This is a genomic window from Priestia sp. Y58 (assembly GCF_029522095.1).
In the GTDB taxonomy this organism is placed as follows: Bacteria; Bacillota; Bacilli; order Bacillales; family Bacillaceae_H; genus Priestia; species Priestia megaterium_E.
In genome coordinates this window covers 42,656-68,409 of record NZ_JAKWFL010000008.1, presented here as the reverse complement: position 1 = coordinate 68,409, position 25,754 = coordinate 42,656, and the positions used below count along the sequence as shown (strand labels likewise).

Here is a 25,754-nt window from a genome sequence, read left to right as displayed (position 1 = left end):
AATGAACAAGTGTACAAACACTTGTTCATTGTTCTGGGGTGAGGATGTTGAAAAGAGTTTTTTGTATTGGTGAAACATTAATTGATTTTATTCCTGTTCAAAAAGAAAAATCTTTAAAAGAAGTTACTAGTTTTGAACGTGTGGCTGGGGGAGCTCCTATGAACGTTGCAATTGCGATTGCAAAATACGGCGGAAATTCTGTTATGCTAACCAAAATAGCTAATGATAGTTTTGGTGATTATTTAGTAGATGTGCTTGAAGGAAATGGGGTAGACACTTCCTACATTATCCGATGTAATGAAGGAGAGACCGGTTTGGCATTCGTATCTGTAGATAAAGTGGGAGATAGGGACTTCAGCTTTTATAGAAAGAATTCAGCTGACTTATTACTTTTACCAAACGAAGTGAAAGTAGAGTGGTTTGATAAGGGAGACCTTCTTCATTTTTGTTCTGTAGATTTAGTCGAAAGTCCAATGAAACAAACTCATGTAAAAGTAATAGATAGTTTTCAAAAAATAGGGGGGATTGTCAGTTTTGATCCCAATGTTCGTCTTCCCTTATGGCCTGATAAAGAAAGCTGTCGCCAAACAATTCTAGACTTTTTACCTTTAGCAGATATCGTGAAAGTATCGGATGAAGAACTATTTTTTATAACTAATATTAGGGAAGAAAGAGAAGCCATTAACTCCCTTTTTGTTGGCAATGTAAAAGTAGTAGTTTATACAAAAGGAAAAGATGGAGCCATTATTTATTTGAAAACTGGAGAACAATTTGAGGATAAAGGATTTAAGATAACTGTCTCAGATACAACCGGAGCAGGTGATGCATTTATAGGTGGTTTTTTATCTGAATTGCTTTCAATTGATATATCGAGCGACAATCTATGTCAAAAAGTGAGTGAACACCATCAACAATTGCTTACCTTTGCTAATGCAAGTGGGGCACTTACTGCTTCAGTAAAAGGAGCGATCCACGCAGCACCTGGAAAACAACATATAATGAATTTTATTGCTACTCAAAGAGGCAGATTAGTTTAAGAAAATATGTATTTATAATTGGGAATTAGTTTGGAATTCACAATATAAGTAGGGGTTAAAAGAAAGGGTTTAAATAATGAGGACTGAAAAAGAAAAGATGTTAGGTGGAGAAATGTATAATCCTGCAGACCCACAATTAAGAAAGGATCGAGAACATGCTAGAAGGCAGGTTAGAATATATAATGAAACTTTAGAGAGTGAAGGTAATAAGCGTATTAAATTATTAAAAGGTTTATTCGGTTCTACTGGGGAAAACGTATATGTTGAACCAAATATTAGAGTTGACTATGGCTATAACATATTTGTTGGCGAAAACTTTTTTGCAAACTTTGATTGTGTCATCCTAGACATTTGTGAAGTGAGATTTGGAGATAATTGTTTACTTGGTCCGGGTGTACATATCTATACAGCAACTCATCCAATTGATCCAAATGAACGGAATTCAGGAAAGGAATACGCAAAACCAATTATTTTTGGAGACAATGCATGGATTGGTGGAAATTCAGTGATAAATCCGGGAGTGACGATAGGAGACAATGTTATTATTGCATCTGGTTCAGTAGTGACTAAAGACATACCTAACAATGTAGTGGTGGGAGGGAATCCAGCGAAAATCATTAAAAAAATTGGAAACTAAGGTTATAAGAAAATTTCGCTGAATTTTGGTAACATTACTCTAAATGAAACTTGAATTTCTAACTTATTAGTTAATTGGTGATTAAATTGAATATATGGATGGGGAAAATTAGAGATTATAATCATTTGGGTCATTATCAAGGGACCTATCAAGCAATTATAGAGAAACAAGATAAGATGCTTTATAAAATGACATTATCGTTTAATCCAGCATATACGCTAAAAAATCAAGATAGAAATAATCATTTAAAAGATAACATATTGTACAGTTCAAGTGTAGAGGTACTTAAAAGAAAATTTAGAAATAAAATCCCTCTTTTAAAGAAAAAAACAAAAGTAGTATGGATAAAAAGAGGGCTAAATATTTAGTTTTCAAGTGAAAGGTCATGATAACAAGAGAACATGCTGGTAAAGCTAGTTTTATTGGTCCAAGTGTAAATCAAACCATGATTATGCATTTTTACAGAGTAAAAAACTTAGAAGGGTATATCTTATGATATGTCCTTTTAGTGTGGTTAATTTTCATCTTTTTTTCACTATTAAATGATAAATTAATTGCTAATCATGCTGTAAAGCATTTTTTCATAGATATTCCCCTTTCAAAGCTTACCTAAAAAGGTGAGCTTTTTTAGGTAAGCTGCATTTTATTTACATAATGTGATTTTTCGGAAGTAATTTATGTATATGAATGTATAGCGTATAGACAGACCCCCTTGAAATTTTCGAGGCTGTCTCCTTGGAAGTCTTCGTACTGGTATTCTGGACAAAAATGCATAACGAAAAGATATCCTGTTTTTAACAAAGCGTAATTATAGTTTCTCCTTTTGTTTCGACGAAAACTTTATAATGGAGTAACTGATAGTTAACACAAGAATAGCGCAAGTGTGCAAAAGTGTATTAACTGGGTTATCATGCTCTACAATAACCAGACGTATCAATGCAGTAATACCAATATAAAGAAAGTAGCGTAGAGGAAAGTGATAATTCTCCTGAAAATATTTTACGATCATTGCAATGAATTCAAAGTACAAAAAGAAAACTAAGATACTTTCAAGAATTTTGTAGTGAGTCTCAATTCCTCGATTAAAAATAGAAAAATGAATAAAATGGAAAATTTCCTTACCAAGCAAAACGGATAAAGTAACAGCTAGTAAAATCAATGCTGTATTTAAGATAAGCCGGAGAACGTGTGAAACCTTAAAGTTCGGCCTGTTGTTTTGGTGTATCATCAATATTCCTCCTACATACATAGACTCTTTACTTTATTATATCTCTCGTTTTAGATTTAGCGTTAGCCGTTACAACTTGTTTGTTGGAATGTTTATTTTAATTTATATATTGCAATAAATGAAGACGTATATAATATACAAACTTGGTTAAGTCGGGTAAGTCATATTATGTAACTGAATCATGTAGACAAGTAAAAAAGAAAGAAATATCCAGTTGCGAATTTACAAGTGATGAATTGGTCGCATTTCCTTTTTGACACAAAGTACATTGCAAACCAGACTATAGATGGATGTAATGGTTATATTATAGTCAGAAATGCTATATTTGAGAATTATATTAGCCGAGGAGAATGATGGAGTAAGTATATAGATTATCAAGAGAAAAACATATGGAAGCTCTATAATGTTAAGTAAACAATAAAATACTTTTGTTATAAATGCTTTATCTATTACACACCTTGTAGAAAAAGGTCTTATTTGTCGTCACTAAGTGTAAATAGTAAAACCATAATAATAAATAAAATAATTTAGTGTTTACTTAACAAACACTGAAACAGAGACAAGGTTATATTCTATGAATATAGTTAATGACAATATTTGTTTTCAAAGATATATGTATGTGGATCTACAAATCCGGACAGACTAATAGCATATTCCCTCGTATTCCGATAAATTTAAAAAACCTCTGCCTAATATGAGCAAAGGTTTCTTTTTTGTAATTCATTCTCAAGGGGCAAAATCTCGAAGAGCTATAGAAACATATATACCAAGTGAAATGATGCAAATAGAAATAAAATGAAACAATAAAAAGATGAATTTTTGGTTTCCTTTGATGAAGAAAGAGTAAATAAATCCTAAAATTGTAATGAAAATTAAAATAGGTACAGTAATTTGTATCAATGAACCAAACGTGTTTGCTGTGAAAGCTCGTGACAGAGGGCCTCCAATTATTACTCCGTACAAAATAACAGTAGCAGCTACAGAGGATACTGCTACTTTCAAAGGAATTCTAAAAAAAATTTTCATTTATTTACTCCCTTCTACACCTTTAGATATATCCTTTTATCAGCAGCTAAAAGTAAAAAGCTATCTCATAGAGTGAGATAGCTTTTATAGTATGCTTTAAATGAATTCAAATGCAATTAATGAAATTATAAGTCCTAAAAAAACAGAAATTATGTTAAACCACCATCTATTCTTTGATCGGAGAAGCCATAAGCCAGCAGGTATCATAATTAAGTACTTGGAAACAGTCTCGTTTACATACAACACTTCGGGTAAAAAGCTGATAGATAGATAAGGAGAAGAATTACATAGTTACTTGGCAAAATTGCGCAGTTCGGAATAAGGTCTTCATTTACAATTATATTATTACTGTTTTGTTTTTGTAAGGAACTTATTGGCCTCCTTAATAAAAATCTAAATAAAAAGTTTGATGGAGGGTCTAGTGATGTTACCAGAACACTTAAATAAAGGGCTTAATAATCAACTAAATTATGAGTTTCAATCATCTCAGGCATATACGGCTATGGGAGCTTATTTTTCTGTTAGGGGGTTCCATGGTTTTGCTAATTTCTATTTAGTTCAAGCTGAGAAAGAAAGATTTCACGCAATGAAGTTTTATCATTATTTAGTTTCAAAAGGCGGAAATCCATTAATTAGTGAAACAGAAAAACCATATTGTAACTTTCAAAGTTCGTTGGAAGTCATTCAATACTCTTTAGAACACGAAAAGGGCATTACAGATAACATTTATTCATTACTCCTTTTGGCAGTGGAATTGGGTGATTACTCCACATTGAGCTTTCTTCAATGGTTTGTTGATGAACAATTAGAGCATGAGGAATCTCTTAGACAGATTATTACCCAATTAAAGGGTGTTGCAACAGGTAGTGAGCTTTTCTTATTAATAGATAATAAGCTTAGTAAAAAAACTTTCAAAATTAAAAGTAGTCAGTAAAAACAGGTTTATATAAACCTGTTTTTACTATTGGAATAAATTCACCAGGATTAAAAAAGATTTATAAACTATATAACAAATTAAAACTGGATCTTATAAATCGAAAATATTTTATTCATCATGAATAGGAGTGTATAAAATGCTTCCAAAACATATTGGATTGATAATGGATGGGAATGGAAGGTGGGGAAAAAAGAAAGGACTCTCTCGTAGTCACGGACATTTTGAAGGGATAAAAACATTGGAAATGGTAATTAATACAGGTATAAATTTAGGCATTGATGTAATAACTTTTTATACCTTTTCCTCTCAAAACTGGAAAAGGTCTAAGAAGGAAGTAGAATATCTCATGGAACTACCAACTATATTTTTCAGAGAAAAAATATCTGAATTCATGAGCAAAAATATAAGAGTTAGAGTTTCTGGTAATATTGATGAATTACCTTTGGAAACAAAAAAAACCTTAGTCCAGGCTATGAGAGAAACTAAAGACAATACTGGGATAATCATTAACTTTGCTTTTAATTATGGAGGGAGAGAGGAAATTATCCAAGCTACTAAAAGAATAGTTGAAGATATACAAAAAGGAGAGTTAAGTAAAGACAAGGTAGATGAAAGATGTCTAGAGACGTATTTATATACAAATCTCCTTCCTCGTCCAGACCTTATTATTCGTACAGGTGGAGAGCAAAGGTTAAGTAATTTCTTGCTATGGCAATCTGCCTATACTCAGCTTTATTTTACAGATGTATTATTTCCAGATTTTAATAATGAAGATTTTTTAAAAGCTATTAATCATTTTAAAATGACAGTAAAAGGAAGAGAATTATATTATTAAATACTACTCTCCCTCCTAAATTGTTTTGGAGATTTACCTACGATTTGTTTGAACATTTTATTAAAATTACTAACATCGTCAAATCCAACTTCTTGTGCAATACTGATAACTTTAAGGTCTGTATTACTAAGAAGTTCTTTGGCTATCCGTAAACGGACATTGTTACGGTATTGAATAAAGGTTATTCCGGTATATTCTTTGAATTTCGCTGTAAAGCTGGATTGACTCATACCACACAATTGACTAACTTGTTTTAAGCTAAGCGCACTCGCATGATGTTTCTCAATAAACTTTGCTACCTGATCAATTAATTCCGCATCAGAAAGGGAATAAGTCACTGGTTTTTTATAAATATTATCGTAGCACCGGCTTAAGTATATAAACATTTCTATTAACTTTGTCTGGATTAAGAATCGATAACCTAACTGTTTCCTTCTATATTCTTCAAGGATACGGTCTAACAAAAAATTGAATTCCATTTGTTGATGAATATCTAGTGTTAATTTTGATTTAAAATCAACAGTTTTACGAAAAAAAGGTTCCATGTAAAAGAAATCTACGAATGGAGTAACGTTTGTAAGTGCCTCTAATTCTCTACTTAAAAGCTGTGGTTGAAACATTATATTGTAAACAAGTAGATGATGGTGCATATCCACATGATAGCTATGTTCTACCTCTGGCTCTATTATGAATACATCTCCTTGAGATATAGAATAAGAACTCTGATTATAAGTGTGTGTACCACTTCCTTCTTTTACATAAACTAATTCTATAAACTCATGAGAGTGTAAGTTGAAAATTTCATTAGGTTTAAGCTTGTGTGGCTTAATACTAAATGGAAATTGTGAACTTTCTAGATAAGATTCTTTCTTAAAACGCATCATTCTTTTCCTCCAATAACTCCCTTTTAGTATATTTGCAAAAAAACTCGGCATATTTTCCAAGTATGAACTGAATTAATAAATTTATAATATATTAATTAAAGTATAAGTCAATAAAAATAATTCTCATCTAAAAGAATAGGAATTAACAAAAATAAATGTTAAGGCGGAATTAATTATGTTACAAGTTCAACTAGACATACTTGGTATGTCTAAGCATTACAGCGTATCATTTATTAGAGAAAAAATGCTTACTTTAAAAGGGGTTATTTCAAGTGATATTTTTTTAAAACATAAGAAAGTTAAGATAACATATAACCCGGATGTTATTACTTTGAATAAAATTATTAATACTATTGAAGAGGAGGGTTACGCAGTTATACATGTAAAGAGATAATAAATTGTAGAAACTAAAAAAAGATTTTTATTAAACTGGTCTATACGATCAGTTTATTTTTGGGAGGTTATTATAACAATGGAGACGGAACGTCTTTTAAAAGATACTTCTTTAACTAAAGGACTTATATTTTTATTAGCTATTTCTGGAGGAGTATCAGTTGCGAATATTTATTATAATCAAGCGTTATTAGCTACTATATCTAAAAGTTTCCATGAAACGTCACAGTCTATAGGTTTATTGCCTACTTTTACACAATTAGGTTATGCATTAGGCTTATTTTTCTTTGTCCCATTAGGCGATATTAAAGAAAAGAAAAAACTCATTGTATCTTTATTAATATTAGTGGCTATTTCATTACTAGGGCTTGCGTCAGCTCAGTCCTTGGTATGGATATATATCGCTAGCTTAGCTGTAGGGCTTACATCTGTTGTACCTCAAATCATTATACCCTTTGCAGCAGAATTAACTATACCAGAGGAACGGGGGAAGGTTGTAGGAACTATTGTAAGTGGTCTATTAGTTGGGATCTTACTTGCTAGAACAGTTGCTGGATATGTTGGAGAATTAGTGGGTTGGAGATATATGTTTGTATTTGCTTCATTTTTAATGTGTTTATTAGCTTGTATACTATACTTTAAATTACCTAATATTAAACCTACTGTAAACCTAACTTATAAAGAAGTTTTAAGATCGATTATAACCATTTCTAAAAAGTACTCTACTTTGAAAGAAGCGTCTATTATAGCTGCACTGATGTTTGGAGCATTTGGTGTTTTTTGGACTACTTTAACATTTTTACTAGAAGGATCTCCATATTATATGAATAGTGGCCAAGCTGGCTTATTTGGTCTCATAGGAATAATAGGTGCATTAGGTGCACCATTGATTGGTCGTCTTAGTGATAAAAGTAGCCCCAAACTATTAGTGATAACATGTATCATTATTGGGATTTTCTCGTACGTGTGTTTTTATTTTTTAGGAATGTCAATTATTGGACTTGTTTTAGGTGTAATTTTATTAGACCTAGGTGTTCAAGGAGCACAAGTTTCAAATCAAACAAGAATTCAGGCTTTAAATCCCAATGAAGGAAGCAGGTTAAATACAATATATATGGTATGTAATTTTGGAGGTGGTGCGATTGGGTCGTTATTGGGATCTTCAGCTTGGAGCTTATTTGGCTGGAGAGGTGTCTGTATTCTTGGAATTGGGATGACTTTGATGTCCTTATATACGTGCTTACGATTTAATAAAAGCTACAAATAAAATTGTAGCTTTTATTAAGTTTATTAACCATCATTATTATGTGTTTTTAGTGAATTTTTAAACTAAGGAGTTTAATCTTGAATACTAATAATAAATGTGAAGAAAAACAGGATATACTAAATGAAGTGGAGTTTATACGTGAAGTAATGATTTCTACAGCTTTTAAAGAAGGAATTACTAGTAAAAATGCTATTAGAATGAGTATGATATTAGATCGGCTATTGAACGAAATACAAAAACTTAAATGTCTTTAAAGTAATGATTAGCCCGAATTTTTTAGGGGTTTTCTTTATTAATGGAAACTTTAGGTTATTAAATTTCACTAAGGAAGTTAAAGTATCACTATCAATTTATTTGACAAGTAAATATAATTCGCTAAAATAGTTATGTAGCATAATTATATAACATAATTATATTGTATAATGATTTATTGTTAATGGATGATGCTAAGCTAATTAAATTTTCACTAGAGGTGATTGTTAATGGATAAAGATCAATTATTAGAAGAAATATTAGATGCATTATATTTGGCTAAAGATGCTACGAGAATATACCCTACATTTCCTGCCAATATTAAAAGTAGTCACTTGCATGTATTATATGCAATCAACAATCTAGGAAAAGAGGTTCGAATTTCAGACGTTTCTAAAGAAATGCTAATTACTTTACCTAATATAACTAATCTAATCAAGGAACTTGAAAAATTAGGATTAGTAAAGAAAACCTCTTTGAAAAGCGATAAAAGAGTAATTTTGGTGCAATTAACAAATGAAGGATTCAAAGTATTAGATAAATATTTTTTAGATTATAAACGCCGTATAGCTGACATGCTACAAGTTGAAGATAGCGAGAAATATCAAGTGATGGTTGAATCCATTAAGAAAGTGAATGAACTTTTCAAAGTGGTAACTGAACAGATTAATGAGAAAAATGAGGAAATATAAATCAGAAATCTAAGAAAGGGGAAGCGAAAATAATGAAAAGAAGAATTATACTAACAGGGGTATTAGTAGCAACGATACTAGCTGCAATGGAAAGCACAATTGTGAGTACAGCAGCACCTAGTATCGCTAAAGATCTTTCAAACCTGGATATGATAAGCTGGATATTTTCTATTTATTTATTAGCAAGTGCTGTATCAGCGCCCATATTTGGGAAATTAGCCGATATATTTGGCATTAAAAAGATTTTTATTATAGGGATGATTCTTTTTTTGATTGGATCTCTAGCTTGTGGATTTGCAACTTCTATGAATCAACTTATAATTGCTAGGGCAGTTCAAGGGTTAGGAGGGGGTTCGGTTTTTCCCTTATGTCGTACCATTCTTGGACTTATCTATATCGATGAAAAAGAACGATCAAAAGCTCAAGGGTGGGAAAGTGCTATATACGGAATTGCTGGTGTATTAGGACCTTTAGCTGGCGGTATTATAGTTGATAATTTATCATGGCATTACGTATTTTTGATTACTGTTCCTATCGGTTTAATTGCAAGCATTCTAATTATCGTTAATTTTAAAGAGCAGATACCAGGAGTAAAACATAAAGTTGATTATATAGGAGCAACTATTTTTTCAATTGGTACAATATCTTTAATATTCGCTTTGTTAGAAGGCAGTAAATTAGGCTGGTCTAGCTTAAAAATTATGATTTTATTTATTATCGCAGCCATTTCATTATTTGTATTTATATACGTCGAAAGAAAGACTCAAGAACCCCTTATTCCTTTAAATTTATTTAAGGATCCTGGATTATTAATGATTAACGTTATCACTTTATTTAGTGGAGCTATTTTAATTGGTATTACAACGTATATACCTACTTGGAGTCAAACTATTTTAGGAAATAGCGCTTCTCAATCAGGATTATTGTTAACGCCCTTACTAGTTTTATGGACTAGTGGTTCATTTATCGTTGGAATTATTGCTGGAAAGCTTACATCTAATAAAATTATTAGAATAGGTAGTATTATCTTATTAGTAGCAACTTTTTTATTATCTACAGTTTCTCATAACACATCAGAAATGTTGATTTATATTTATACAGGGCTTTTAGGTTTAGGTATGGGATTAATTGTTCCTTTAATTATTGTGTACATTCAGTCAAACATATCAAATAATGAGTTAGGCAGTGCAATGGGATTAAATGCTTTTATTAACACTCTGAGCCAAGCTATCGGTGTATCGATATTTGGAGCTATCTTTTCCTATTCTACTGTTGGAGCAAGTAATCAAGTAAAAGCAATTGAAAGTGGAACTCATTATATTTTTATTGGAACAGTCATATTAGCACTCCTAATATTTGGAGCAACCTTTTTATTAAAAAAGAAGGATGTAGAACGCCAATATTAACTGTCAATATGTAAATAATAGTAACGAATAAAAAGGATATAAAATACCATAGAGTAAATCCCTGATTAATAATTAGACTTAAGTTGTATAGAGTAAGCACAAAAAAAGAGCTAAAAAACATCAATTAGATGTTTTTTAGCTCTTTTAGCAATTCTGATAATACTTCTCTATCTTCCTTTTTAATATCTCTTCTAATTTCGATAGAATTTGCTTTTTATAATCATTACGTAATTTTTTCTCTAAAATAAGTCGATCGAAATTAGATTTCATTAATTTACCTCAGTGTTTCATATAATTTTATGTTTACTAAATTTTTTTCCCTTAATATACATGTTTAGTAGATAAAAAAGAATTAATTGCTCATTTTCTCAACCTTTAAAGGTGGGATTGCCTAAATTAAAATGTTTTTCACCTTCAATGTTTTCACATTCTAATATTTGAATATTTACAAACAAATTTAAATTCTTATAAATAGTATCAAAGCTGATTTTTTTATTTGTCTTTTTTAAGTCACTTATTATCTTTTTGGCTGAGACTGCTTTTTCTCGGTTATTATAAAAGTAATTTATTAAAATTTTTCTCTGGGATGTAATAGTACAATCCTTTTTTCTTAGATAGAATAAATAATCTTCTTGTGTCATTTTACATGTAGCCTTTCATAATACTGCATATAATTTATTCGCTTTATATCTCACTCCTATTCAAATAAGTTTTAATTATTATCAAGACTGTTCTTTATTCCTACTTTTTATAAATTATTTGAGAATAAAATGATTATAGGACAATTCTAAGCTTCAGTTTTTTTGAAAACTGCGCAAAAATAACGACTTAATATGCAAATTTGCTTTTTGCAATCAAAATAACAAACATCTACTTGAAAATGATTATCAATATCGATATATTTTATTTAAGTTATTTAAAAAGGGTGAGAACATATGTCAATTGATAATATAATAAAAGAGAGAAGAACAGTAAGAAATTTAAAGAAAGACCCAATTGCTATGGATAAACTAGCTAGCTTATTAGAAACAGCATCTTATGCACCATTTCATAGCAAAGATGAACCTTGGAGAGTAATAACAATTACCTCTACTGAAGAGAAAATGCATATGCTATCGGCAGTATTATCTAGCTTTGAAAGGTTAGGAACGTTAGATGGGTTTACAAAAGAAAAATATGAGCAGCTTGTAGAATCTTACAAGGCATATTTTTTAGATACACCTATACACCTTATTATTACATCCGTATTAGATGGAGATGCAAAAAAACAATTTGAATCGAAGGCGGCTACTTGCGCTTTTATACAAAATCTTCAATTAGCTGCATGGACAGAAGGAATTGGAGTTAGTTGGCGAACTAATTCTTATAATTTTGATAAAGAATTTCAGAAGGAGATGTGCGTGCCTTATAATCAAATGATTGTAGGTGTATTACACCTTGGTTATCCGAAAGTTATTCCGAGAGTGAAAGTAAGAGCTCAGCCTGAGGTATGGACTCAATCTCTTTCTAAACTTAAAAATAATAAGATATCTAGCTAATTTTAGCTAGACCATTACTTAAAGGAGTTAAGTTACTTATATGGAATCGTATGAACTAACAACTTTAAAAAAGGGATTACTAATACTTGATTTATTAAGAAATAAGCATTCGTTAACAATGAACGAGGTCATGGATGAATTATCACTTAATAAATCCTCAGCTTATAGAATGCTATATACCTTAGAGAAAATGGAATATGTGCTGAAATATGATAAATATTTTCATTTAAACCCGAAAATTTTCAATGATAAACGAATCAATATTTATAAAGGAATTCAATGGATATCACTTGTTACTCCATACCACTTAGCTCGTGGTACTGGTGAAACTGTATATATAGGTATACTCGATCAATATGAGCTTGTTATAAAAAATGTTATTAAATCACCTTTCAATGAACCCTTATTTGAAGCTATAGATAAACGGACACCGATACATTCTAGTGCAATTGGAAAATCTATATTGGCCCACTTGTCCCCACAACGGCAACGTGAGATATTAAATGGTCTGTCCTTAGAGAATCTTACTAAGAATTCATTTGTAGATAAAGAGTTATTTATCTCTCACCTAAATGTAATAAAAATGCAAGGATATGCAGTAGATAATGAAGAGACAAACATAGGGAAGAGATGTATTGCAGCTCCTGTATACTTAAATGAAGAAGTCATTGGTTCAATAGCTATTCATGGAGAGGTAGAACAGATTAAAAAAAATTCTATTCGTTCTTTAGCAAAAAAAGTAATTCAATTTAGTAAACAACTAACCCATGAATTAGAAAACTTAACAGAATAAAATTACTTAACCAGTGCATCGGTATGCACTGGTTTTTTCAACTGTTTGAGGTTTTGTTTCTATATCTGAAACTGTTTGTTCTACAGTTGTTTGATTTTTTAATTGTCCCGTAAAATCATACATGTAAACATAAGGAGGGAGGTAACAATATTAAATATGTGCTATGGATCAGATATTCATGTGCCTCTAGTGCGAATGAATTAAGAAAAATAATGAACCTTTTAACTTTTTAAATATTAATTATATACTTGATTTCTCAAAAATTAACGGATAAACATTTTGAAAGGAATGATTTTATGAAATTTAGAAAATTAAAAAATACAGATATAACTGTTTCAGAAATCGGTCTTGGAACAAATGCAGTAGGCGGACATAACCTATTTAATAATTTAAATGAAGAATCTGGCAAGGAATTGGTAGCAGCAGCAATTGACCTTGGCATAACATTTATTGATACAGCTGATATTTATGGAATGGGTCGTTCAGAAGAATTAGTAGGTGAAGTGCTGTCAAATTATAATAGAGATAAGTTTATCCTAGCTACAAAAGGAGCAAGACGTTGGTTTGAAGATGGCAGGGTAGAGGTAGATAATAGTCCAGCTTATTTACGTCAAGCTTTAGAAAATAGTTTAAGTCGCTTAAAAATGGATTATGTAGATCTATATTATCTTCACTTTCCAGATAATAAAACCCCATTAGTGGAAGCTATAGGAGAATTATCTAAACTAAAACAAGAAGGTAAAATTAAAGCAATTGGTATTTCTAATGTATCACTGGATCAATTAAAAGAGGCCAATACACACGGTGACATTTCCGTCTTGCAATCAGCTTATAATATGTTAGAACGCTCTGCGGAAGAAGACTTACTTCCTTACTCAAGAGAAAATAATATTTCATTTATCCCTTATGGACCTCTTGCATTTGGGCTACTTGGAGGGAAATATACGAAAGATTTTCAGTTAACAGAAGGAGACTGGAGACAATCTAATCCACTATTTGAAAAAGAAAATTTTGATAAAGTGTTAGAGAAAGTGGAACAATTGAAAAACATTGCTACAACTAAGGAAACAACTGTTGCAAATCTATCATTAGCATGGTTATTAGCTCAAGATGGTGTTGATGCTGTAATTCCAGGAGGAAAGCGAAGTGACCAGATAATAACAAATGCTAAAGCAAGTGATGTATTGTTAACCAAGGATGATTTAAATAACATTGAAAAGATATTAAAGTGATTTATAAAATAGACCGTAATAATTTATGATTGGGACATAATAAAAAGATTAATCCTGATTAAGACATATCCACTAACTAATTATTCCAATTAGTTAGTGGTCAATTTAGGTGTGCTTAGGAAATGGAATTTGTGAATTTATTTATAAAGAATAGCAAAAGATATTATAGCTATAATCTGGACTCTAAGTAAAAGGAGAAGATTGTATGGGTACCAATGAGACAATTCTATATAACGGAGTGAGAATGCCCTGGATTGGATTAGGAGTATGGACTGAAGCGAGAGAAGATGCGACAGAAGCGATAAAGTTCGCTATCAAAAACGGTTATAGAAGTATAGATACTGCATCTGCATATGCAAATGAGGAACAAGTTGGAAGAGCAGTCAAAGAATCTGAAATTAAACGAGAAGATATCTTTATAGCTACCAAAGTAGCTAATACCGATCAAGGCTATGAATCAACATTGAAAGCTTTTGAAAAGAGTTTAGAGCTTTTAAAGATGGATTATATCGATCTATATTTAATACACTGGCCTATTGAAGGAAAATCTTTGGAGACTTGGAAGGCTCTTGAGACATTATATAAAGAAAAGAAAGTAAGAGCTATCGGCGTAAGTAATTTTCAGATTAATCATTTAGAGGAGTTAATGAATCAAGCAGATGTTAAGCCCATGGTTAATCAGGTAGAATATCATCCTAACTTGACTCGTCCAGAACTTAGAGAATATTGTATAAAGCATGGAATTCAAATGGAAGCATGGTCTCCATTGATGAGGGGCCAGTTAAATGAACATGAAGTTTTAAAAGAAATAGCACTTAAGTATAAGAAATCAGTTGCTCAAGTTATTCTACGCTGGAATATTCAAGGTAATGTAGTGACAATTCCAAAGTCATTTAATGAAAAACGAATAATAGAGAATTGGTTGATTTTTGATTTTGAATTAACAGATAAAGAAATGGAAGTTATCTTTGCGCTAAATCAAGATAAGCATTTACCGCCCCCTGATTTAAGTAAATTCCGAAATAATATAAAAAATTAGGAAATCCTCTAAAAAGGAAATATTGATTTTTCATCATAAATAAAAGATCAATATTGAGCCATATTATTTATACACAGATACAGTTTTTAAGAAAAGTCTACCTCTGACAAACCAGGTAAGCTTTTTTAATACATAAGCTGTATATAATATGAGCAAACTACTTGAGGAGTCTTTTAAGACTCCACTTACAATCTAATATTTATCAGTAGAAAAAGCTATCTTCATCAAAGATAGCTTTTTTGCCTTATAGTTAACATAAAACATTTTATCGGCACAAATAAAGGGCCTGAGAATATAAACTCTCCCATGCCCTTTATTTCGTTTAAGCCTCTCCTTGTACCTGATCCTTTATCATGACTCCAAATAAAGCAATGAAGTTTAACACAACTAGAAATCCATAATAAATTCCAAGTCCATCAAAAAATAGAGAGAGAATAGGAAATATAATAGATTCTAAGCCAAATAACATAATAATAATCCCAAATCCTTTAGCAAGCTGCTTTTCATTCTTAGGTGTAAACATCTTTCCATATCCAGCAATAAAAGTAGTTCTTCCTTTCCTCCATACAAGCTGCCCTACATAAATAATCAAGCAACTTAAGATACATACCAACAATACTTTCAACATTAAGAAAACACCTTCTTCCTAAACAAGAATCTCATTTTATATGTAACATTTTACCATATTATTATATTTAATAACATGAATATCATATGCAGAGCTAGTTAACATAAAGTCTCTTTCCGGAACCAAGCAAGCAAAAGAACCCTTGCGGCAGTAGGGTTCAGCTAAGGATTCTTTTGCTTGAGTATGCGTCTTTTTATACATCGTTGATATGACTACGTTCTTTAGGTAGTTGAAAGAAACGAGAATGTATAAAAAGAGCTCCTTTTATACATATGCAGCAGCAAGAAAAATATAAATGAATTGGAAAATTATGATACAATTTGATGGTTATGGCATTCATTCTTCAACGAGTGTGAATCCTAAAAAGCAACCTCACTCCTATGACAAAAATGAGGTTGCTTTTACTTTTGGTATATTAAGAACAAAAACTAATCAGTTGAAGTAATCTTCTTTAATTCATTCAACAATTCATCAATTAATTGACTGATTAGAATTGTATTATGGCTAGTAAATCCTTCTTCTAATCCTACTTTAACCATAAGTTCTCTTGCTGCCTCTATATCTACAAGTAAAGCCTTCCTTAAAGTACTGTTATATCTATATCTTTGCAATTATGTAGTCACCTATCCCTCTAACTTGTAAGTCTTTGTTTAACAATAACTGGATTTTTACCGTATAACAATAATTGTTCCTGTAAAAGCCGATTAAGAGCATAGAATGAGGGTTTTAGGGTTTAAATAGTTATGTTTTTATACTTAATACATATTTTGATTCACGAACTTATGGAAAATAGTGAGTTCATAAAAGTGTACTTTTACGGACGTTTTGATAGGAATTTCTTAACGCTATAAACCTATATTTCCTTACGGTATTCCAATAACAGAGACAAATAAAACTCTTTTGAAGTTAGCGAGTATGACCATACGTCGTGTCATCCATCTATGAAGTCTCTTGAAAAATCATCTCTACATAAATTAGACGTCTTTAGCTCCTTTTACTACTGTTAAGTACAAAAAATCGTACTAGGGCAATAAAAATTGCCCTCTTCATAAATAAGAGTAATGATTTTATCATTGTCTATGCAAGTGATTTCTTTGAAAATAGTCCCAATTCAAATCGATAATCATAACAAAATTAGATGTAAATTTAATATTTAGGAAAGAAAGGAAGAATATCATTATGAATAATACAATTGAATTACTTTCTAATCATACCTCTATTCGTTCTTTTACAGATCAACCTTTGACAGAGGAACAACGAGATGCAATCTTTAAGGCAGCTAATCAAACTTCATCTTTCAGCCTTCTACAGGCCGTTTCTATCATTAGGGTTACAAATCCAGATCTTCGAAAACAAGTGATGCAACTCTCTGTCAATCAACCGTATATTGAAGAGGCAGCAGAGTTTTGGATTTTTTGTGCAGATTTTAACCGAAATCATCAAATAGCTCCCAAAGTAGACCTGGACTATATTGAATACCTTTTGATAGGTTCATTTGATGCTGGGCTCATGGCTCAAAACGCCTTAACTGCAGCCGAATCAATGGGACTCGGTGGTGTCTATATCGGTGGAGTAAGAGCTAATATTGCAGAATTAACCGAGGTATTAAATTTGCCAAAGTATGTGGTTCCTCTAGTAGGGCTATGCATAGGCCATCCGGCAGGAGAGAAACCTGGACTAAAACCACGTTTGCCTCAATCAATGGTCATGTTTGACAATCAGTATCAACCATTAGATGAAGAAAAATTAGAAATTTATGACCAACAGATGCGTGAGTATTACCAGGATCGTCCTGTTAAAGCTCCTTTCACAGTAAAGAAAGTAAAGGGATGGAAAGATCATATTGAGGATCATCTTGAAAGAAGTAAACTGCCTTTTATGCTTAATTATTTAAACAAACAAGGGTTTGCTAAAAAATAAACTTTTACAATTTGCGTAAAATACACGAGATTACGGATTATTGATCACTTTTTAATGATAGCTGGAATAGAACTGACTTACATTAAAGTAATATATTTATTTTTCATAAAACAATATTTAAAGGTAAACAAAGAGCGTAAACCCAATAAATAAAGAAGGGTTTACGCTCTTTGTTCTAATATTTTTTATATAAATTAGCATTTCTGCTTACATATACAAAGATATTCTTCAGCTTAAAATTAATATTATGTTTATTAGGTTTGTATCACATACGAATAAGTATTAATACCTAAAGATAAAAAAGACTATTACAAGTAATAAACTTAATTTGGTAATCATTTCGCCTATAATTAAAATAAGTTAAAATAAATGTATGATGTGTTAAGAGAAAAGAGGGAAAGGGAATGAAACCAACAATATATGATGTAGCAAAAGAAGCTGGTGTATCCATTTCAACCGTTTCTAAAGTATTAAATAATACAGGGAGTATTGCAGAGAAAACCAGAAAAAAGGTTAGGGATACCATGCACCAATTAGACTATCAACCTAGTGTGGTAGCGTCCGTCAAAAAGCGTATTCAAACTATTGGGCTTTTGATACCTAATATTGCAAATCCTTTCATGGCAGAGATAGCAAGGGGTATTGAAAATCATGTTAAGAAGTTCGGTTTTAGTTTAATGATTTGTAGTACGGACAATGATTTAAAAAATGAGATCGAATACATCTCTATATTAAAACAAAAGTATATAGATGGTATTATAATTGCTACCGGATTAAAAGAGGATAAAGCCATTAAGGAGCTCCTTAAGGCTGACATTCCAGTTGCATTACTTTCGAGGGATGTATCTTCGCTTGCTGTGGATGCAGTATTAGTAGATGATTTTCTGGGAGGGTATGAGGCTACAGAATACTTAATAAGTTTAGGACATAAAAGAATTGCAATGATTACTGAAGACATTAAGTTTCCAACGATAGGAGCAAGATTTGAGGGATATAAGCAAGCTCTCGAGAAAGCAGGATTGCCATATGAGGAAAGTTTAGTGTCTCTCAATAATACTTCACTTGATGAAGGAAAGCAGTCTACACGTGAACTTCTACATTTGTCTATTCCCCCGACAGCTATTTTTGCCTCAACCGAATTTCTTGCGATTGGAGCAATACAAGGTGCGCGTGAACTTAAGATAAAAGTTCCGCAAGATCTATCAATTATTGGGTTTGACGACACGGTCCTATCGACAATTTGTGATCCTCCTTTAACTACTATAGCTCAACCTATTCATGAAATGAGTAAGAAGGTTGTTGAACTATTGATAGAGGAGATTGAAGATTCGAAGGAGACGAAGCAACGAATCGTTTTATCTCCAAAATTAGTGGTTCGTGCATCTACCTCTCATAATAAAACGAATACATGAATGTAAATAAGATAATTAAACCTTGTAGTAATTAATACCGTTATTAAAGCTTAAAGTTAGATATTTATGTATTGAATAATCAATTTTTAGAAGTAAAAAAGGCTACACATCTTGCTTTGAAGCTGTGTAGCCTTTTTTGCTATCTTTTTTAAAAAGAAGAAAATCAATAATCTTAAATCATAAGAACATTTATATATCTTCTAAAATATCTATAGCGAATTTAACTTGTTAGAGATGGTCTTGTGCTTCATTAATTCAACTAACAACGTATTAATCTATTCACTATATGTCTTTACGCTTCTCTAAAATCTTCGTTTGATATAGGTAAAATATTGCTAATTATTCTATATAATAAAATTCATTCTACGCAAAAAATATAGTTATTTATGGACAATCCATTTAAAGCTTTCCTCTTAACTTTATTAATCTATCATGGTAACTACTTATTGATTTTAAGGAAATTCCGAAAGGAAAGAACTTTCCTTATTTTCAGAAGTACTTGTATGGATTTTACTAACACTTATAAAAAACATACAGTTATTTTACTATTGTTAAGATGCTTAGGAAAGACATTTAATCTAGAAAACCAGTCATAAGGTATAGAATCATGTTATTATTTAAATTTTTAAAAAATTATTGACAATAAAAAAACTAGAGGATAAACTCATTATCAAGGAAAGAGCTTTCCTTTTTTGTTAGCTTGCTAATCATAACATGGTAGGTTAAACCAAAATATGAAAGCGCTACAAAAAAAGAATAGCAAGAAGATAGTAACTTTATTTAGTCTTAAGGGGGAAGAAAGATGAAAGAAGTTAGAATTGGTCTGGTTGGTGCAGGGCGTATGGGAAGTTTTCATGGAAGAACAGTGGCTCGTAAAATCTATGGGGCAAAGCTTAACGCGATTGCTGATCCAGTTTCAGGAGCTACTGAAAGACTTGCAAAAGAACTCGGAGTGTCAAAGGCATATACAGATCCAAAGGAAATGTTCCAAGATCCACATATTGATGCAGTAGTTATTGCAGCTCCTGCTCGTTCACATGCAGATCTTGTTGTAGCTGCTGCTAATGCAGGGAAAGCAGTTTTCTGTGAAAAACCAATGGCAATTACCCTAGAAGAAGCAGATAGAGCCATATTGGCAGCAGAGGAAGCAAACGTTCCCTTACAAGTAGGCTTTAATCGTCGTTTTGCTTCAGATTTTAGAGCTGCTTATAACGATATTGTAGAAGGTAAAATTGGAACTCCACAGTTATTGAGATCATTGACACGTGATCCGGGATTAGGGGATCCTACTCCAATTCCAGAATGGACGATATTCTTAGAAACGCTCATTCATGATTTTGATGCTCTGCTCTATTTAAATCCAGGTGCAGAACCGATTGAAGTTTATGCAGTAGCTGATGCACTTGTACGTCCAGATTTTAAAGATAAAGGTCTCCTTGATACTGCGGTTGTTAACATCCGTTTTGATAACGGAGCAATTGCAACAGCTGAAGCAAATTTCCAAGCAGTTTATGGATATGATGTTCGCGGTGAAGTATTTGGTTCAGCTGGAATGGTGACAGCTGGAGGTGTTCAACAAACAAATACGATTCGCTACACTGCGGAAGGAATAAGTAGCGATACATACCGAAGAGACACTGAATTATTACATGATGCTTATGTCTCAGAACTCACTTCTTTTGTAGAATGTGTGCGTAATGAGAGTACCCCTTATGTAACAGGTAAAGATGCTCGCAGAGCTCTTTCAATTGCACTTGCTTGTATTGAATCTGTTAAGACAAATGCACCAGTGAAAATGAAGGAAAGTGTACAGTTGATTTAATTAAACTATCTCAATTACAAAATTCCTATTTTATCTGACCTAAAAAGAAAGCGATATCATTATGGATTTGATTCTTCTTTTTAGGTTTAGATTCCTGAAATGTATCACTTCTAAAATAAATCAAATGTGTAAAAAGGAGAATAGAAATGAAATTTTCAATTTGTAGTTGGACTTTTGGAGATATTCCTTTAGAAAAGACAATGGAGTTTGTTGCAAAAACTGGGTATGACGCAATAGAAATTAGAGCTGCAGTAGATGACTATAACTGGCGCGATATTAAACAATTAGCGAGAAATTTAGATCTAGAAATAAGTGGTTTGACAGGTGATACTGGTTGGCCAAACGAAGAACAAGATTTAGCCAATCGAAGCGAAGATAACCGAAAAAAAGCAGTCTCATACTTTGAAAGGCAAATCGAAGCTGTTAAGGAGGTAGGAGCAGAATATTTAGTTGTTTGTCCTTCTGCGGTTGGAAAAACGGCTCCAATGGGCGCGGATGGAGAGGACTGGAAATGGGCGATTGATTCTGTACAAAAATTAACGAAAAAAGCAGAGGAATTAAATATTACTCTTGTAATAGAGCCTTTAAACAGATATGAGAGTTGCATTGTTAATACAGGAACCGAGGCTATAAAATTTGTGAGAGAAGTTAATCACCCTAAAGTGAAAATGTTGTTGGATTCCTACCATATGAACATTGAAGAGCGAGATCTTGAATTTCCTTTTTTAGATGCACAGGATAACCTGCACATTCTTCATGTAGCTGATAGCAATCGAAGAAGTATGGGGCGTGGACTCATCGACTTTAAGCCATTTATCTCAGGGATAAAAAGGATAAACTTTGACGGATATGTTGTAGTAGAAGCAACAGCTCCCGGTTCAAATCCTTTTCAAGCGAATAAAGGAGCCAACATGAATAAGATTTATACGTTCGCCGAAGAAAGTTTATCGTTCTTACAAAATAACTTCATACCTGTAAAACAACTCTAAATAGTATTTCTTTGCTAAAAAAGATTCAACTAAAGGGGCGGATGGGTGGACCATGAATAAACAAAAAATGTATAGGTGGGTAATTTATTGTTTTGGTGCTTTAGGTGGGCTTTTATTTGGTTATGATACAGGGGTTATTTCAGGTGCTCTTCTTTTTATAAAGAAAGACATGGGGCTAACACCTTTTCTTGAGGGGTTAGTGGTAAGTGGCGTTTTAATTGGGGCCCTTATAGGCGCAGCTTTTAGTGGACCTGTAGCCGATAAATATGGAAGAAAGAAAACAATCATTATCCTAGGTGTACTATTTACGATTGGCGCAATTGGAACAGCTATTTCTCCTAATGTACATACTTTAATTGCGTTTCGTATTGAACTGGGAATAGCAGTTGGAGGAGCTTCAGGTATTGTTCCTCTATACTTAGCTGAAATGGCTCCAGCAAATATTCGCGGTAAGGTCTCTTCGTTAAACACGATTATGAATGCTCTTGGCATTTTTATGGCCTACCTTGTAAACTACATGTTTGCAGCTTCAGAAAACTGGCATTGGATGCTAGGATTAGCCGTTATTCCCTCTGTTTTATTGATGCTAGGAATGTTCTTTATGCCTGAAAGCCCAAGATGGCTTTGGCAGAATGTAGGTGAAGATGAAGCACGTAAAGTGCTATCTCTAACAAGGTATTCACACCAAGTAGAAGAAGAAATAAGAAGTATTATGCAGGTAAAGGCTGAAAAAAAGGTAAATTTAAAGCTGCTCTTTGCACCTGGATTACGTTCTATTTTATTTATTGGAATCGGCATTGCTGTATTTCAACAGATCATCGGAACCAATACAATTATCTACTATACACCAACGATTCTAAGTACAGCTGGATTCGGTTCTACAGCAGCGATTGCAGGAACAATAGGTATTGGAGTTTTTAATATATTGTTTACGATTCTTGGAATGCTCCTTATTGATAAAATTGGCCGTAAAAAGCTATTGTTAATTGGAAACATCGGTATGACAATTGCGCTGGGTACACTGGGAGTTGGAATGGTCTGGGTTGAAGTGCCGGTATGGTTGTTACTTACTTGCCTTTCCTTGTTTATTGTAGCCTATTCAGCAAGTTGGGGTATGGTCGTATGGGTCATTCTTGGTGAAATCTTCCCTATGAATGTGCGTGGCATAGCAATGGGGGTAGCAAGTACAGCTTTATGGCTTTCAAATATCGTCATCTCGATGTCATTCCCAGTACTTGTAGAGGCTGTTGGAGTAGGAGTCCTTTTCTTAACATATGCAGTTATTGGAGTTTTTGCTTTCCTCTTTGTTATGAAATATGTTCCTGAGACAAAAGGTCGAACGTTAGAAGAAATTGAACTAGAAATAGCATTTAAAAATAAACAAGCTGTAAGTTAACGTTATCTCCTGCTTAGAATTTAGTGCTTGTAATCTTAAAAGTTTTTTAATAAAAAGGGCTCATTCTTATAGCTAAAAAGAGAAATGAACCCTTTTTTATTAAATAAATTATTTAACTCCTGCTTATTACTCTACTCAGGTTTCTCCCCGAATTTTTTCCCGAAGTTCTCCATCATATCAAGTATCGGGATAAATTCACGCCCTTTAGTTGTTAAGGAATATTCTACACGTGGAGGTACCTCAGGAAAAACCTCTCGTTTAATTAGTCCATCTGTTTCTAGTTCTCTTAACTGTTTGGTCAGAGAACCTTGTGAAATATCCCATAAAAAAGCTTTAATTTCACTATAACGACGTTCTTTTGTTTTTAAGAACCAAAGGATAATATACTTCCAGCGTCCTGAAAGTATATTTTGGGTATAAGCTATGCCATATACTTCTCTTTCTTCCCTTATCCACTCTTCATCAAATCCATCCTTGCATATTCTTGACATCTTTTCACCTGCTTTCTACCCTTAAGTACAAAAAAATGTACTACGGCAATTTTTATTGCCTACTTTAAAAAAGTGAGAAATGATTTTATTCTAGTATATGTAACAAAGATACTCAATACATTTTTAATTTCTAATGAATATATGTTTATGGTTTGATAACCATACGATTGTGTAACTTTAAGCAGAATAATTCTTTTATATATAAATTCTTGAGGAGGAATTGTAATGAGATTTGGAATTATAGGCGCAGGATCAATTGGATCCATTATTTCTGAAAAATTAGTTAAGAACGGCCATAATATCAAAATTGCAGATGCAAGGGGAATTGAACATTTAGAAGGAAAAGAACTTGCTGGAACTCCTGTGCCCGTAGAGGATGCAATTAAAGATATTGAAGTTCTTATAATATCTCTTCCTACAAAAGCAATACCAAGCATTCGGAACATTATCAATCAAGTCGGGGAGGAAGTAATCATTGTAGATACTTCAAATTACTATCCTTTTAGAGACGATAAAATTGAAGAAATCGAGAACGGAATGGTTGAAAGTGTTTGGGTTTCAAATCAATTAGGTAGACCTGTCATTAAAGCTTTCAACAACTTATTAGCCTATACTTTAGAAAATGAAGGAACATGCGAAGATTCTAGTGGACGAATTGCGATGGCAGTTGCTGGTAATGACTCAGCACAAAAACAAGTAGTCATGGACGTAGTAAACGAGCTAGGCTTCGATTTAGTAGACAGTGGTTCTTTAAGTGACTCTTGGAGACAACAGCCAGGAACTCCTGCTTACTGCACAGAGCTAACGAGAGATGAACTCACGAAAGCGTTGAAAAAAGCAAATAAAGAAAAAGCACCATTACTACGCGACAAAGTAATAGAAAATTTTACGCAAGAAAAGGATGTTGAATTCTCACATAAGGATGTTGTGAATCTAAACAGAGAAATATATAATTCATAAAACAAAAGGTGCACTCAGTTAGAGTGTACCTTTTTGATTGGAATAACCACATTTACTTCTAACTTTTAATGGATTATGGTAATCTTCTTTTACTTTCATAAATGTATTGAAATCCATATAAGAGAAAAGCCTTGTAAAAGAAATAAAGGAAGAATTGAAATGCATTAAATCGAACTAATTTAAATAATTTTATCTTTGTAAATAAAGTTTTAGCTAAAAATGAAAAAGATATTTGGAAAAGGGCATTTAGAATAATAAACTTTTTGAAATTTCCGTATGTCCATTTTAATGACCATAAAGCAACTGCAAGCATTGGACCAATTTTCATTATAAATAAAGGAATTTGGTTTATTATAAAAAGACCACCATTTAAATTTCTTTCCAATAGGAACATCAATACAATTTATTAAAAACACAAAGATAAAAGCCGGGAAAAATCTTTTTATACTTCGCCAGTCCAAAAAAGATATTGATATCCAAGAGAATAATACCATTACACCATTAAATAACCACTTGTTTTTCATTGACATATTTAAACTTCCTTTTATTTCTTTTTAATTTAGAATTTCTTTTTTTGAAAGGAAATATGCGTATCAAACGTACCTTATATATACAGATATATACAGTTATAGAATTACCTTAAACAGCAACCTCACTCCAATGCCCTTGGGGATGAGGCTGCTGTTTATTTTGGATATTATAATACCTTCTCTAAGAAAAGTCTTTACGCATTTCTCGTGTTCGAACACCATCTTCAATTTTTTCTGCAATGTCCATTAATCTTTCAATATCGGAAAAGGAATACATTCGGGTACCTGAAGAGTTTCGTTTTGGGAAAATAAGCTCTCGAGTTTCATAATAACGAACTTGTCTTTCTGATAAACCTGTCATTTCAGTAACGATTTTTATAGTCATAACTTTCTCATCTAAATACGGATGA

General features: G+C 32.2%; 27 protein-coding genes and 1 pseudogene. 20 read left to right on the top strand and 8 right to left on the bottom strand.

Features of this window, described 5'->3' with window-relative positions:
* Positions 1–47: 47 nt before the first annotated feature.
* The 3 genes from MMB68_RS21510 (at position 48) to MMB68_RS21500 (ending at position 2,042) form a co-directional block, all read left to right on the top strand.
* On the top strand, positions 48–1,037 hold the full coding sequence (locus tag MMB68_RS21510) for a carbohydrate kinase family protein (RefSeq protein WP_221783410.1): 990 nt from the start codon (positions 48–50) through the stop codon (positions 1,035–1,037).
* 76 nt (positions 1,038–1,113) lie between these two features.
* Entirely contained in the window at positions 1,114–1,674 is a 561-nt protein-coding gene (locus tag MMB68_RS21505) for a maltose acetyltransferase domain-containing protein (RefSeq protein WP_221782539.1), read from the top strand.
* An 86-nt stretch (positions 1,675–1,760) separates the two neighbouring features.
* Positions 1,761–2,042, top strand: coding sequence for a hypothetical protein (locus MMB68_RS21500; RefSeq protein WP_146274342.1), 282 nt, complete (start codon positions 1,761–1,763; stop codon positions 2,040–2,042).
* Between the two features lie 440 nt (positions 2,043–2,482).
* On the opposite strand, the gene psiE is transcribed toward MMB68_RS21500, so the two are convergent.
* Entirely contained in the window at positions 2,483–2,902 is a 420-nt protein-coding gene (gene psiE, locus MMB68_RS21495) for a phosphate-starvation-inducible protein PsiE (protein WP_221782541.1), read from the bottom strand.
* Positions 2,903–3,628: 726 nt separating this feature from the next.
* On the bottom strand, positions 3,629–3,928 hold the full coding sequence (locus tag MMB68_RS21490; protein WP_277549315.1) for a hypothetical protein: 300 nt from the start codon (positions 3,926–3,928) through the stop codon (positions 3,629–3,631).
* A 424-nt stretch (positions 3,929–4,352) separates the two neighbouring features.
* Between MMB68_RS21490 and MMB68_RS21485 the strand changes: the two genes are divergently transcribed.
* A complete protein-coding gene (locus MMB68_RS21485) occupies positions 4,353–4,862 on the top strand; it encodes a ferritin (RefSeq protein WP_221782545.1) in 510 nt (169 codons plus the stop codon).
* A 139-nt stretch (positions 4,863–5,001) separates the two neighbouring features.
* Positions 5,002–5,700 (top strand): polyprenyl diphosphate synthase, encoded by a 699-nt coding sequence (gene uppS, locus MMB68_RS21480; RefSeq protein WP_221782547.1) that lies wholly within the window; start codon positions 5,002–5,004, stop codon positions 5,698–5,700.
* On the opposite strand, the gene MMB68_RS21475 is transcribed toward uppS, so the two are convergent.
* Positions 5,697–6,584 carry an AraC family transcriptional regulator gene (locus MMB68_RS21475; RefSeq protein ID WP_171779294.1) on the bottom strand — a complete coding sequence of 296 codons (888 nt, stop codon included), beginning with the start codon at positions 6,582–6,584 and terminating at the stop codon, positions 5,697–5,699. The two genes, uppS and MMB68_RS21475, sit on opposite strands and share 4 nt — an antisense overlap.
* 175 nt (positions 6,585–6,759) lie before the next feature.
* On the opposite strand from MMB68_RS21475, the gene MMB68_RS21470 reads away from it, so the two are divergent.
* From MMB68_RS21470 to MMB68_RS21450, 5 genes are all read left to right on the top strand, one after another.
* On the top strand, positions 6,760–6,978 hold the full coding sequence (locus MMB68_RS21470) for a heavy-metal-associated domain-containing protein (protein ID WP_221782549.1): 219 nt from the start codon (positions 6,760–6,762) through the stop codon (positions 6,976–6,978).
* A 78-nt stretch (positions 6,979–7,056) separates the two neighbouring features.
* Positions 7,057–8,244 (top strand): MFS transporter, encoded by a 1,188-nt coding sequence (locus MMB68_RS21465; protein WP_171779377.1) that lies wholly within the window; start codon positions 7,057–7,059, stop codon positions 8,242–8,244.
* Between the two features lie 77 nt (positions 8,245–8,321).
* Positions 8,322–8,498 (top strand): aspartyl-phosphate phosphatase Spo0E family protein, encoded by a 177-nt coding sequence (locus MMB68_RS21460; RefSeq protein WP_243495836.1) that lies wholly within the window; start codon positions 8,322–8,324, stop codon positions 8,496–8,498.
* A gap of 228 nt (positions 8,499–8,726) precedes the next feature.
* Positions 8,727–9,188, top strand: a complete 462-nt coding sequence (locus MMB68_RS21455) for a MarR family winged helix-turn-helix transcriptional regulator (protein ID WP_171779296.1) — start codon at positions 8,727–8,729, stop codon at positions 9,186–9,188.
* 32 nt (positions 9,189–9,220) lie between these two features.
* Complete coding sequence (locus MMB68_RS21450) at positions 9,221–10,594, top strand: MFS transporter (RefSeq protein ID WP_221782551.1); 1,374 nt, start codon at positions 9,221–9,223, stop codon at positions 10,592–10,594.
* Between the two features lie 368 nt (positions 10,595–10,962).
* Here the strand turns inward: MMB68_RS21450 and MMB68_RS21445 are convergent, their stop codons facing one another.
* Positions 10,963–11,235 carry a transcriptional repressor gene (locus tag MMB68_RS21445; RefSeq protein WP_221782553.1) on the bottom strand — a complete coding sequence of 91 codons (273 nt, stop codon included), beginning with the start codon at positions 11,233–11,235 and terminating at the stop codon, positions 10,963–10,965.
* Positions 11,236–11,529: 294 nt separating this feature from the next.
* On the opposite strand from MMB68_RS21445, the gene MMB68_RS21440 reads away from it, so the two are divergent.
* From MMB68_RS21440 to MMB68_RS21425, 4 genes are all read left to right on the top strand, one after another.
* On the top strand, positions 11,530–12,132 hold the full coding sequence (locus MMB68_RS21440) for a nitroreductase family protein (protein WP_221782555.1): 603 nt from the start codon (positions 11,530–11,532) through the stop codon (positions 12,130–12,132).
* A 40-nt stretch (positions 12,133–12,172) separates the two neighbouring features.
* Positions 12,173–12,925, top strand: a complete 753-nt coding sequence (locus tag MMB68_RS21435; protein ID WP_221782557.1) for an IclR family transcriptional regulator — start codon at positions 12,173–12,175, stop codon at positions 12,923–12,925.
* Positions 12,926–13,221: 296 nt separating this feature from the next.
* On the top strand, positions 13,222–14,157 hold the full coding sequence (locus MMB68_RS21430) for an aldo/keto reductase (RefSeq protein ID WP_221782559.1): 936 nt from the start codon (positions 13,222–13,224) through the stop codon (positions 14,155–14,157).
* A gap of 205 nt (positions 14,158–14,362) precedes the next feature.
* Positions 14,363–15,196 carry an aldo/keto reductase gene (locus MMB68_RS21425; RefSeq protein ID WP_221782561.1) on the top strand — a complete coding sequence of 278 codons (834 nt, stop codon included), beginning with the start codon at positions 14,363–14,365 and terminating at the stop codon, positions 15,194–15,196.
* Positions 15,197–15,518: 322 nt separating this feature from the next.
* On the opposite strand, the gene MMB68_RS21420 is transcribed toward MMB68_RS21425, so the two are convergent.
* Positions 15,519–15,824 carry a hypothetical protein gene (locus tag MMB68_RS21420; protein ID WP_221782563.1) on the bottom strand — a complete coding sequence of 102 codons (306 nt, stop codon included), beginning with the start codon at positions 15,822–15,824 and terminating at the stop codon, positions 15,519–15,521.
* 428 nt (positions 15,825–16,252) lie between these two features.
* A complete protein-coding gene (locus MMB68_RS21415; RefSeq protein ID WP_221782565.1) occupies positions 16,253–16,435 on the bottom strand; it encodes an aspartyl-phosphate phosphatase Spo0E family protein in 183 nt (60 codons plus the stop codon).
* Between the two features lie 568 nt (positions 16,436–17,003).
* Here MMB68_RS21415 and nfsA point away from each other — a divergent pair.
* The 5 genes from nfsA (at position 17,004) to MMB68_RS21390 (ending at position 23,363) form a co-directional block, all read left to right on the top strand.
* Complete coding sequence (nfsA, locus tag MMB68_RS21410; protein ID WP_098383280.1) at positions 17,004–17,744, top strand: oxygen-insensitive NADPH nitroreductase; 741 nt, start codon at positions 17,004–17,006, stop codon at positions 17,742–17,744.
* Positions 17,745–18,148: 404 nt separating this feature from the next.
* The gene (locus MMB68_RS21405) at positions 18,149–19,156 is read left to right on the top strand and encodes a LacI family DNA-binding transcriptional regulator (RefSeq protein WP_098383279.1); all 1,008 of its coding nucleotides are present in this window, start codon (positions 18,149–18,151) and stop codon (positions 19,154–19,156) included.
* 802 nt (positions 19,157–19,958) lie between these two features.
* Positions 19,959–20,978, top strand: coding sequence for a Gfo/Idh/MocA family oxidoreductase (locus MMB68_RS21400; RefSeq protein ID WP_221782569.1), 1,020 nt, complete (start codon positions 19,959–19,961; stop codon positions 20,976–20,978).
* Between the two features lie 146 nt (positions 20,979–21,124).
* Positions 21,125–21,967: a sugar phosphate isomerase/epimerase family protein gene (locus MMB68_RS21395; RefSeq protein ID WP_221782571.1), complete on the top strand. Its 843-nt coding sequence runs from the start codon at positions 21,125–21,127 to the stop codon at positions 21,965–21,967.
* Between the two features lie 52 nt (positions 21,968–22,019).
* Positions 22,020–23,363 (top strand): sugar porter family MFS transporter, encoded by a 1,344-nt coding sequence (locus MMB68_RS21390; protein WP_098383276.1) that lies wholly within the window; start codon positions 22,020–22,022, stop codon positions 23,361–23,363.
* Between the two features lie 131 nt (positions 23,364–23,494).
* Here the strand turns inward: MMB68_RS21390 and MMB68_RS21385 are convergent, their stop codons facing one another.
* Positions 23,495–23,854 (bottom strand): winged helix-turn-helix transcriptional regulator, encoded by a 360-nt coding sequence (locus tag MMB68_RS21385; protein WP_098383275.1) that lies wholly within the window; start codon positions 23,852–23,854, stop codon positions 23,495–23,497.
* 225 nt (positions 23,855–24,079) lie between these two features.
* Here MMB68_RS21385 and MMB68_RS21380 point away from each other — a divergent pair, with 225 nt between their 5' ends.
* Complete coding sequence (locus tag MMB68_RS21380; RefSeq protein ID WP_221782573.1) at positions 24,080–24,814, top strand: NADPH-dependent F420 reductase; 735 nt, start codon at positions 24,080–24,082, stop codon at positions 24,812–24,814.
* A 720-nt stretch (positions 24,815–25,534) separates the two neighbouring features.
* Here MMB68_RS21380 and MMB68_RS21375 read toward each other — a convergent pair.
* Positions 25,535–25,729, bottom strand: a pseudogene (locus MMB68_RS21375) (MerR family transcriptional regulator); the annotation flags it as partial.
* Positions 25,730–25,754: the final 25 nt, after the last annotated feature.

What these genes read in the sequence shown, in the direction of transcription:
- MMB68_RS21505 (WP_221782539.1), top strand. Translation starts at nt 1,114, where the DNA reads ATGAGGACTGAAAAAGAAAAGATGTTAGGTGGAGAAATGTATAATCCT.
- psiE (WP_221782541.1), bottom strand. Translation starts at nt 2,902, where the DNA reads ATGATACACCAAAACAACAGGCCGAACTTTAAGGTTTCACACGTTCTC.
- MMB68_RS21490 (WP_277549315.1), bottom strand. Translation starts at nt 3,928, where the DNA reads ATGAAAATTTTTTTTAGAATTCCTTTGAAAGTAGCAGTATCCTCTGTA.
- MMB68_RS21485 (WP_221782545.1), top strand. Translation starts at nt 4,353, where the DNA reads ATGTTACCAGAACACTTAAATAAAGGGCTTAATAATCAACTAAATTAT.
- uppS (WP_221782547.1), top strand. Translation starts at nt 5,002, where the DNA reads ATGCTTCCAAAACATATTGGATTGATAATGGATGGGAATGGAAGGTGG.
- MMB68_RS21475 (WP_171779294.1), bottom strand. Translation starts at nt 6,584, where the DNA reads ATGATGCGTTTTAAGAAAGAATCTTATCTAGAAAGTTCACAATTTCCA.
- MMB68_RS21470 (WP_221782549.1), top strand. Translation starts at nt 6,760, where the DNA reads ATGTTACAAGTTCAACTAGACATACTTGGTATGTCTAAGCATTACAGC.
- MMB68_RS21465 (WP_171779377.1), top strand. Translation starts at nt 7,057, where the DNA reads ATGGAGACGGAACGTCTTTTAAAAGATACTTCTTTAACTAAAGGACTT.
- MMB68_RS21455 (WP_171779296.1), top strand. Translation starts at nt 8,727, where the DNA reads ATGGATAAAGATCAATTATTAGAAGAAATATTAGATGCATTATATTTG.
- MMB68_RS21450 (WP_221782551.1), top strand. Translation starts at nt 9,221, where the DNA reads ATGAAAAGAAGAATTATACTAACAGGGGTATTAGTAGCAACGATACTA.
- MMB68_RS21445 (WP_221782553.1), bottom strand. Translation starts at nt 11,235, where the DNA reads ATGACACAAGAAGATTATTTATTCTATCTAAGAAAAAAGGATTGTACT.
- MMB68_RS21440 (WP_221782555.1), top strand. Translation starts at nt 11,530, where the DNA reads ATGTCAATTGATAATATAATAAAAGAGAGAAGAACAGTAAGAAATTTA.
- MMB68_RS21435 (WP_221782557.1), top strand. Translation starts at nt 12,173, where the DNA reads ATGGAATCGTATGAACTAACAACTTTAAAAAAGGGATTACTAATACTT.
- MMB68_RS21430 (WP_221782559.1), top strand. Translation starts at nt 13,222, where the DNA reads ATGAAATTTAGAAAATTAAAAAATACAGATATAACTGTTTCAGAAATC.
- MMB68_RS21425 (WP_221782561.1), top strand. Translation starts at nt 14,363, where the DNA reads ATGGGTACCAATGAGACAATTCTATATAACGGAGTGAGAATGCCCTGG.
- MMB68_RS21420 (WP_221782563.1), bottom strand. Translation starts at nt 15,824, where the DNA reads ATGTTGAAAGTATTGTTGGTATGTATCTTAAGTTGCTTGATTATTTAT.
- nfsA (WP_098383280.1), top strand. Translation starts at nt 17,004, where the DNA reads ATGAATAATACAATTGAATTACTTTCTAATCATACCTCTATTCGTTCT.
- MMB68_RS21405 (WP_098383279.1), top strand. Translation starts at nt 18,149, where the DNA reads ATGAAACCAACAATATATGATGTAGCAAAAGAAGCTGGTGTATCCATT.
- MMB68_RS21400 (WP_221782569.1), top strand. Translation starts at nt 19,959, where the DNA reads ATGAAAGAAGTTAGAATTGGTCTGGTTGGTGCAGGGCGTATGGGAAGT.
- MMB68_RS21395 (WP_221782571.1), top strand. Translation starts at nt 21,125, where the DNA reads ATGAAATTTTCAATTTGTAGTTGGACTTTTGGAGATATTCCTTTAGAA.
- MMB68_RS21390 (WP_098383276.1), top strand. Translation starts at nt 22,020, where the DNA reads ATGAATAAACAAAAAATGTATAGGTGGGTAATTTATTGTTTTGGTGCT.
- MMB68_RS21385 (WP_098383275.1), bottom strand. Translation starts at nt 23,854, where the DNA reads ATGTCAAGAATATGCAAGGATGGATTTGATGAAGAGTGGATAAGGGAA.
- MMB68_RS21380 (WP_221782573.1), top strand. Translation starts at nt 24,080, where the DNA reads ATGAGATTTGGAATTATAGGCGCAGGATCAATTGGATCCATTATTTCT.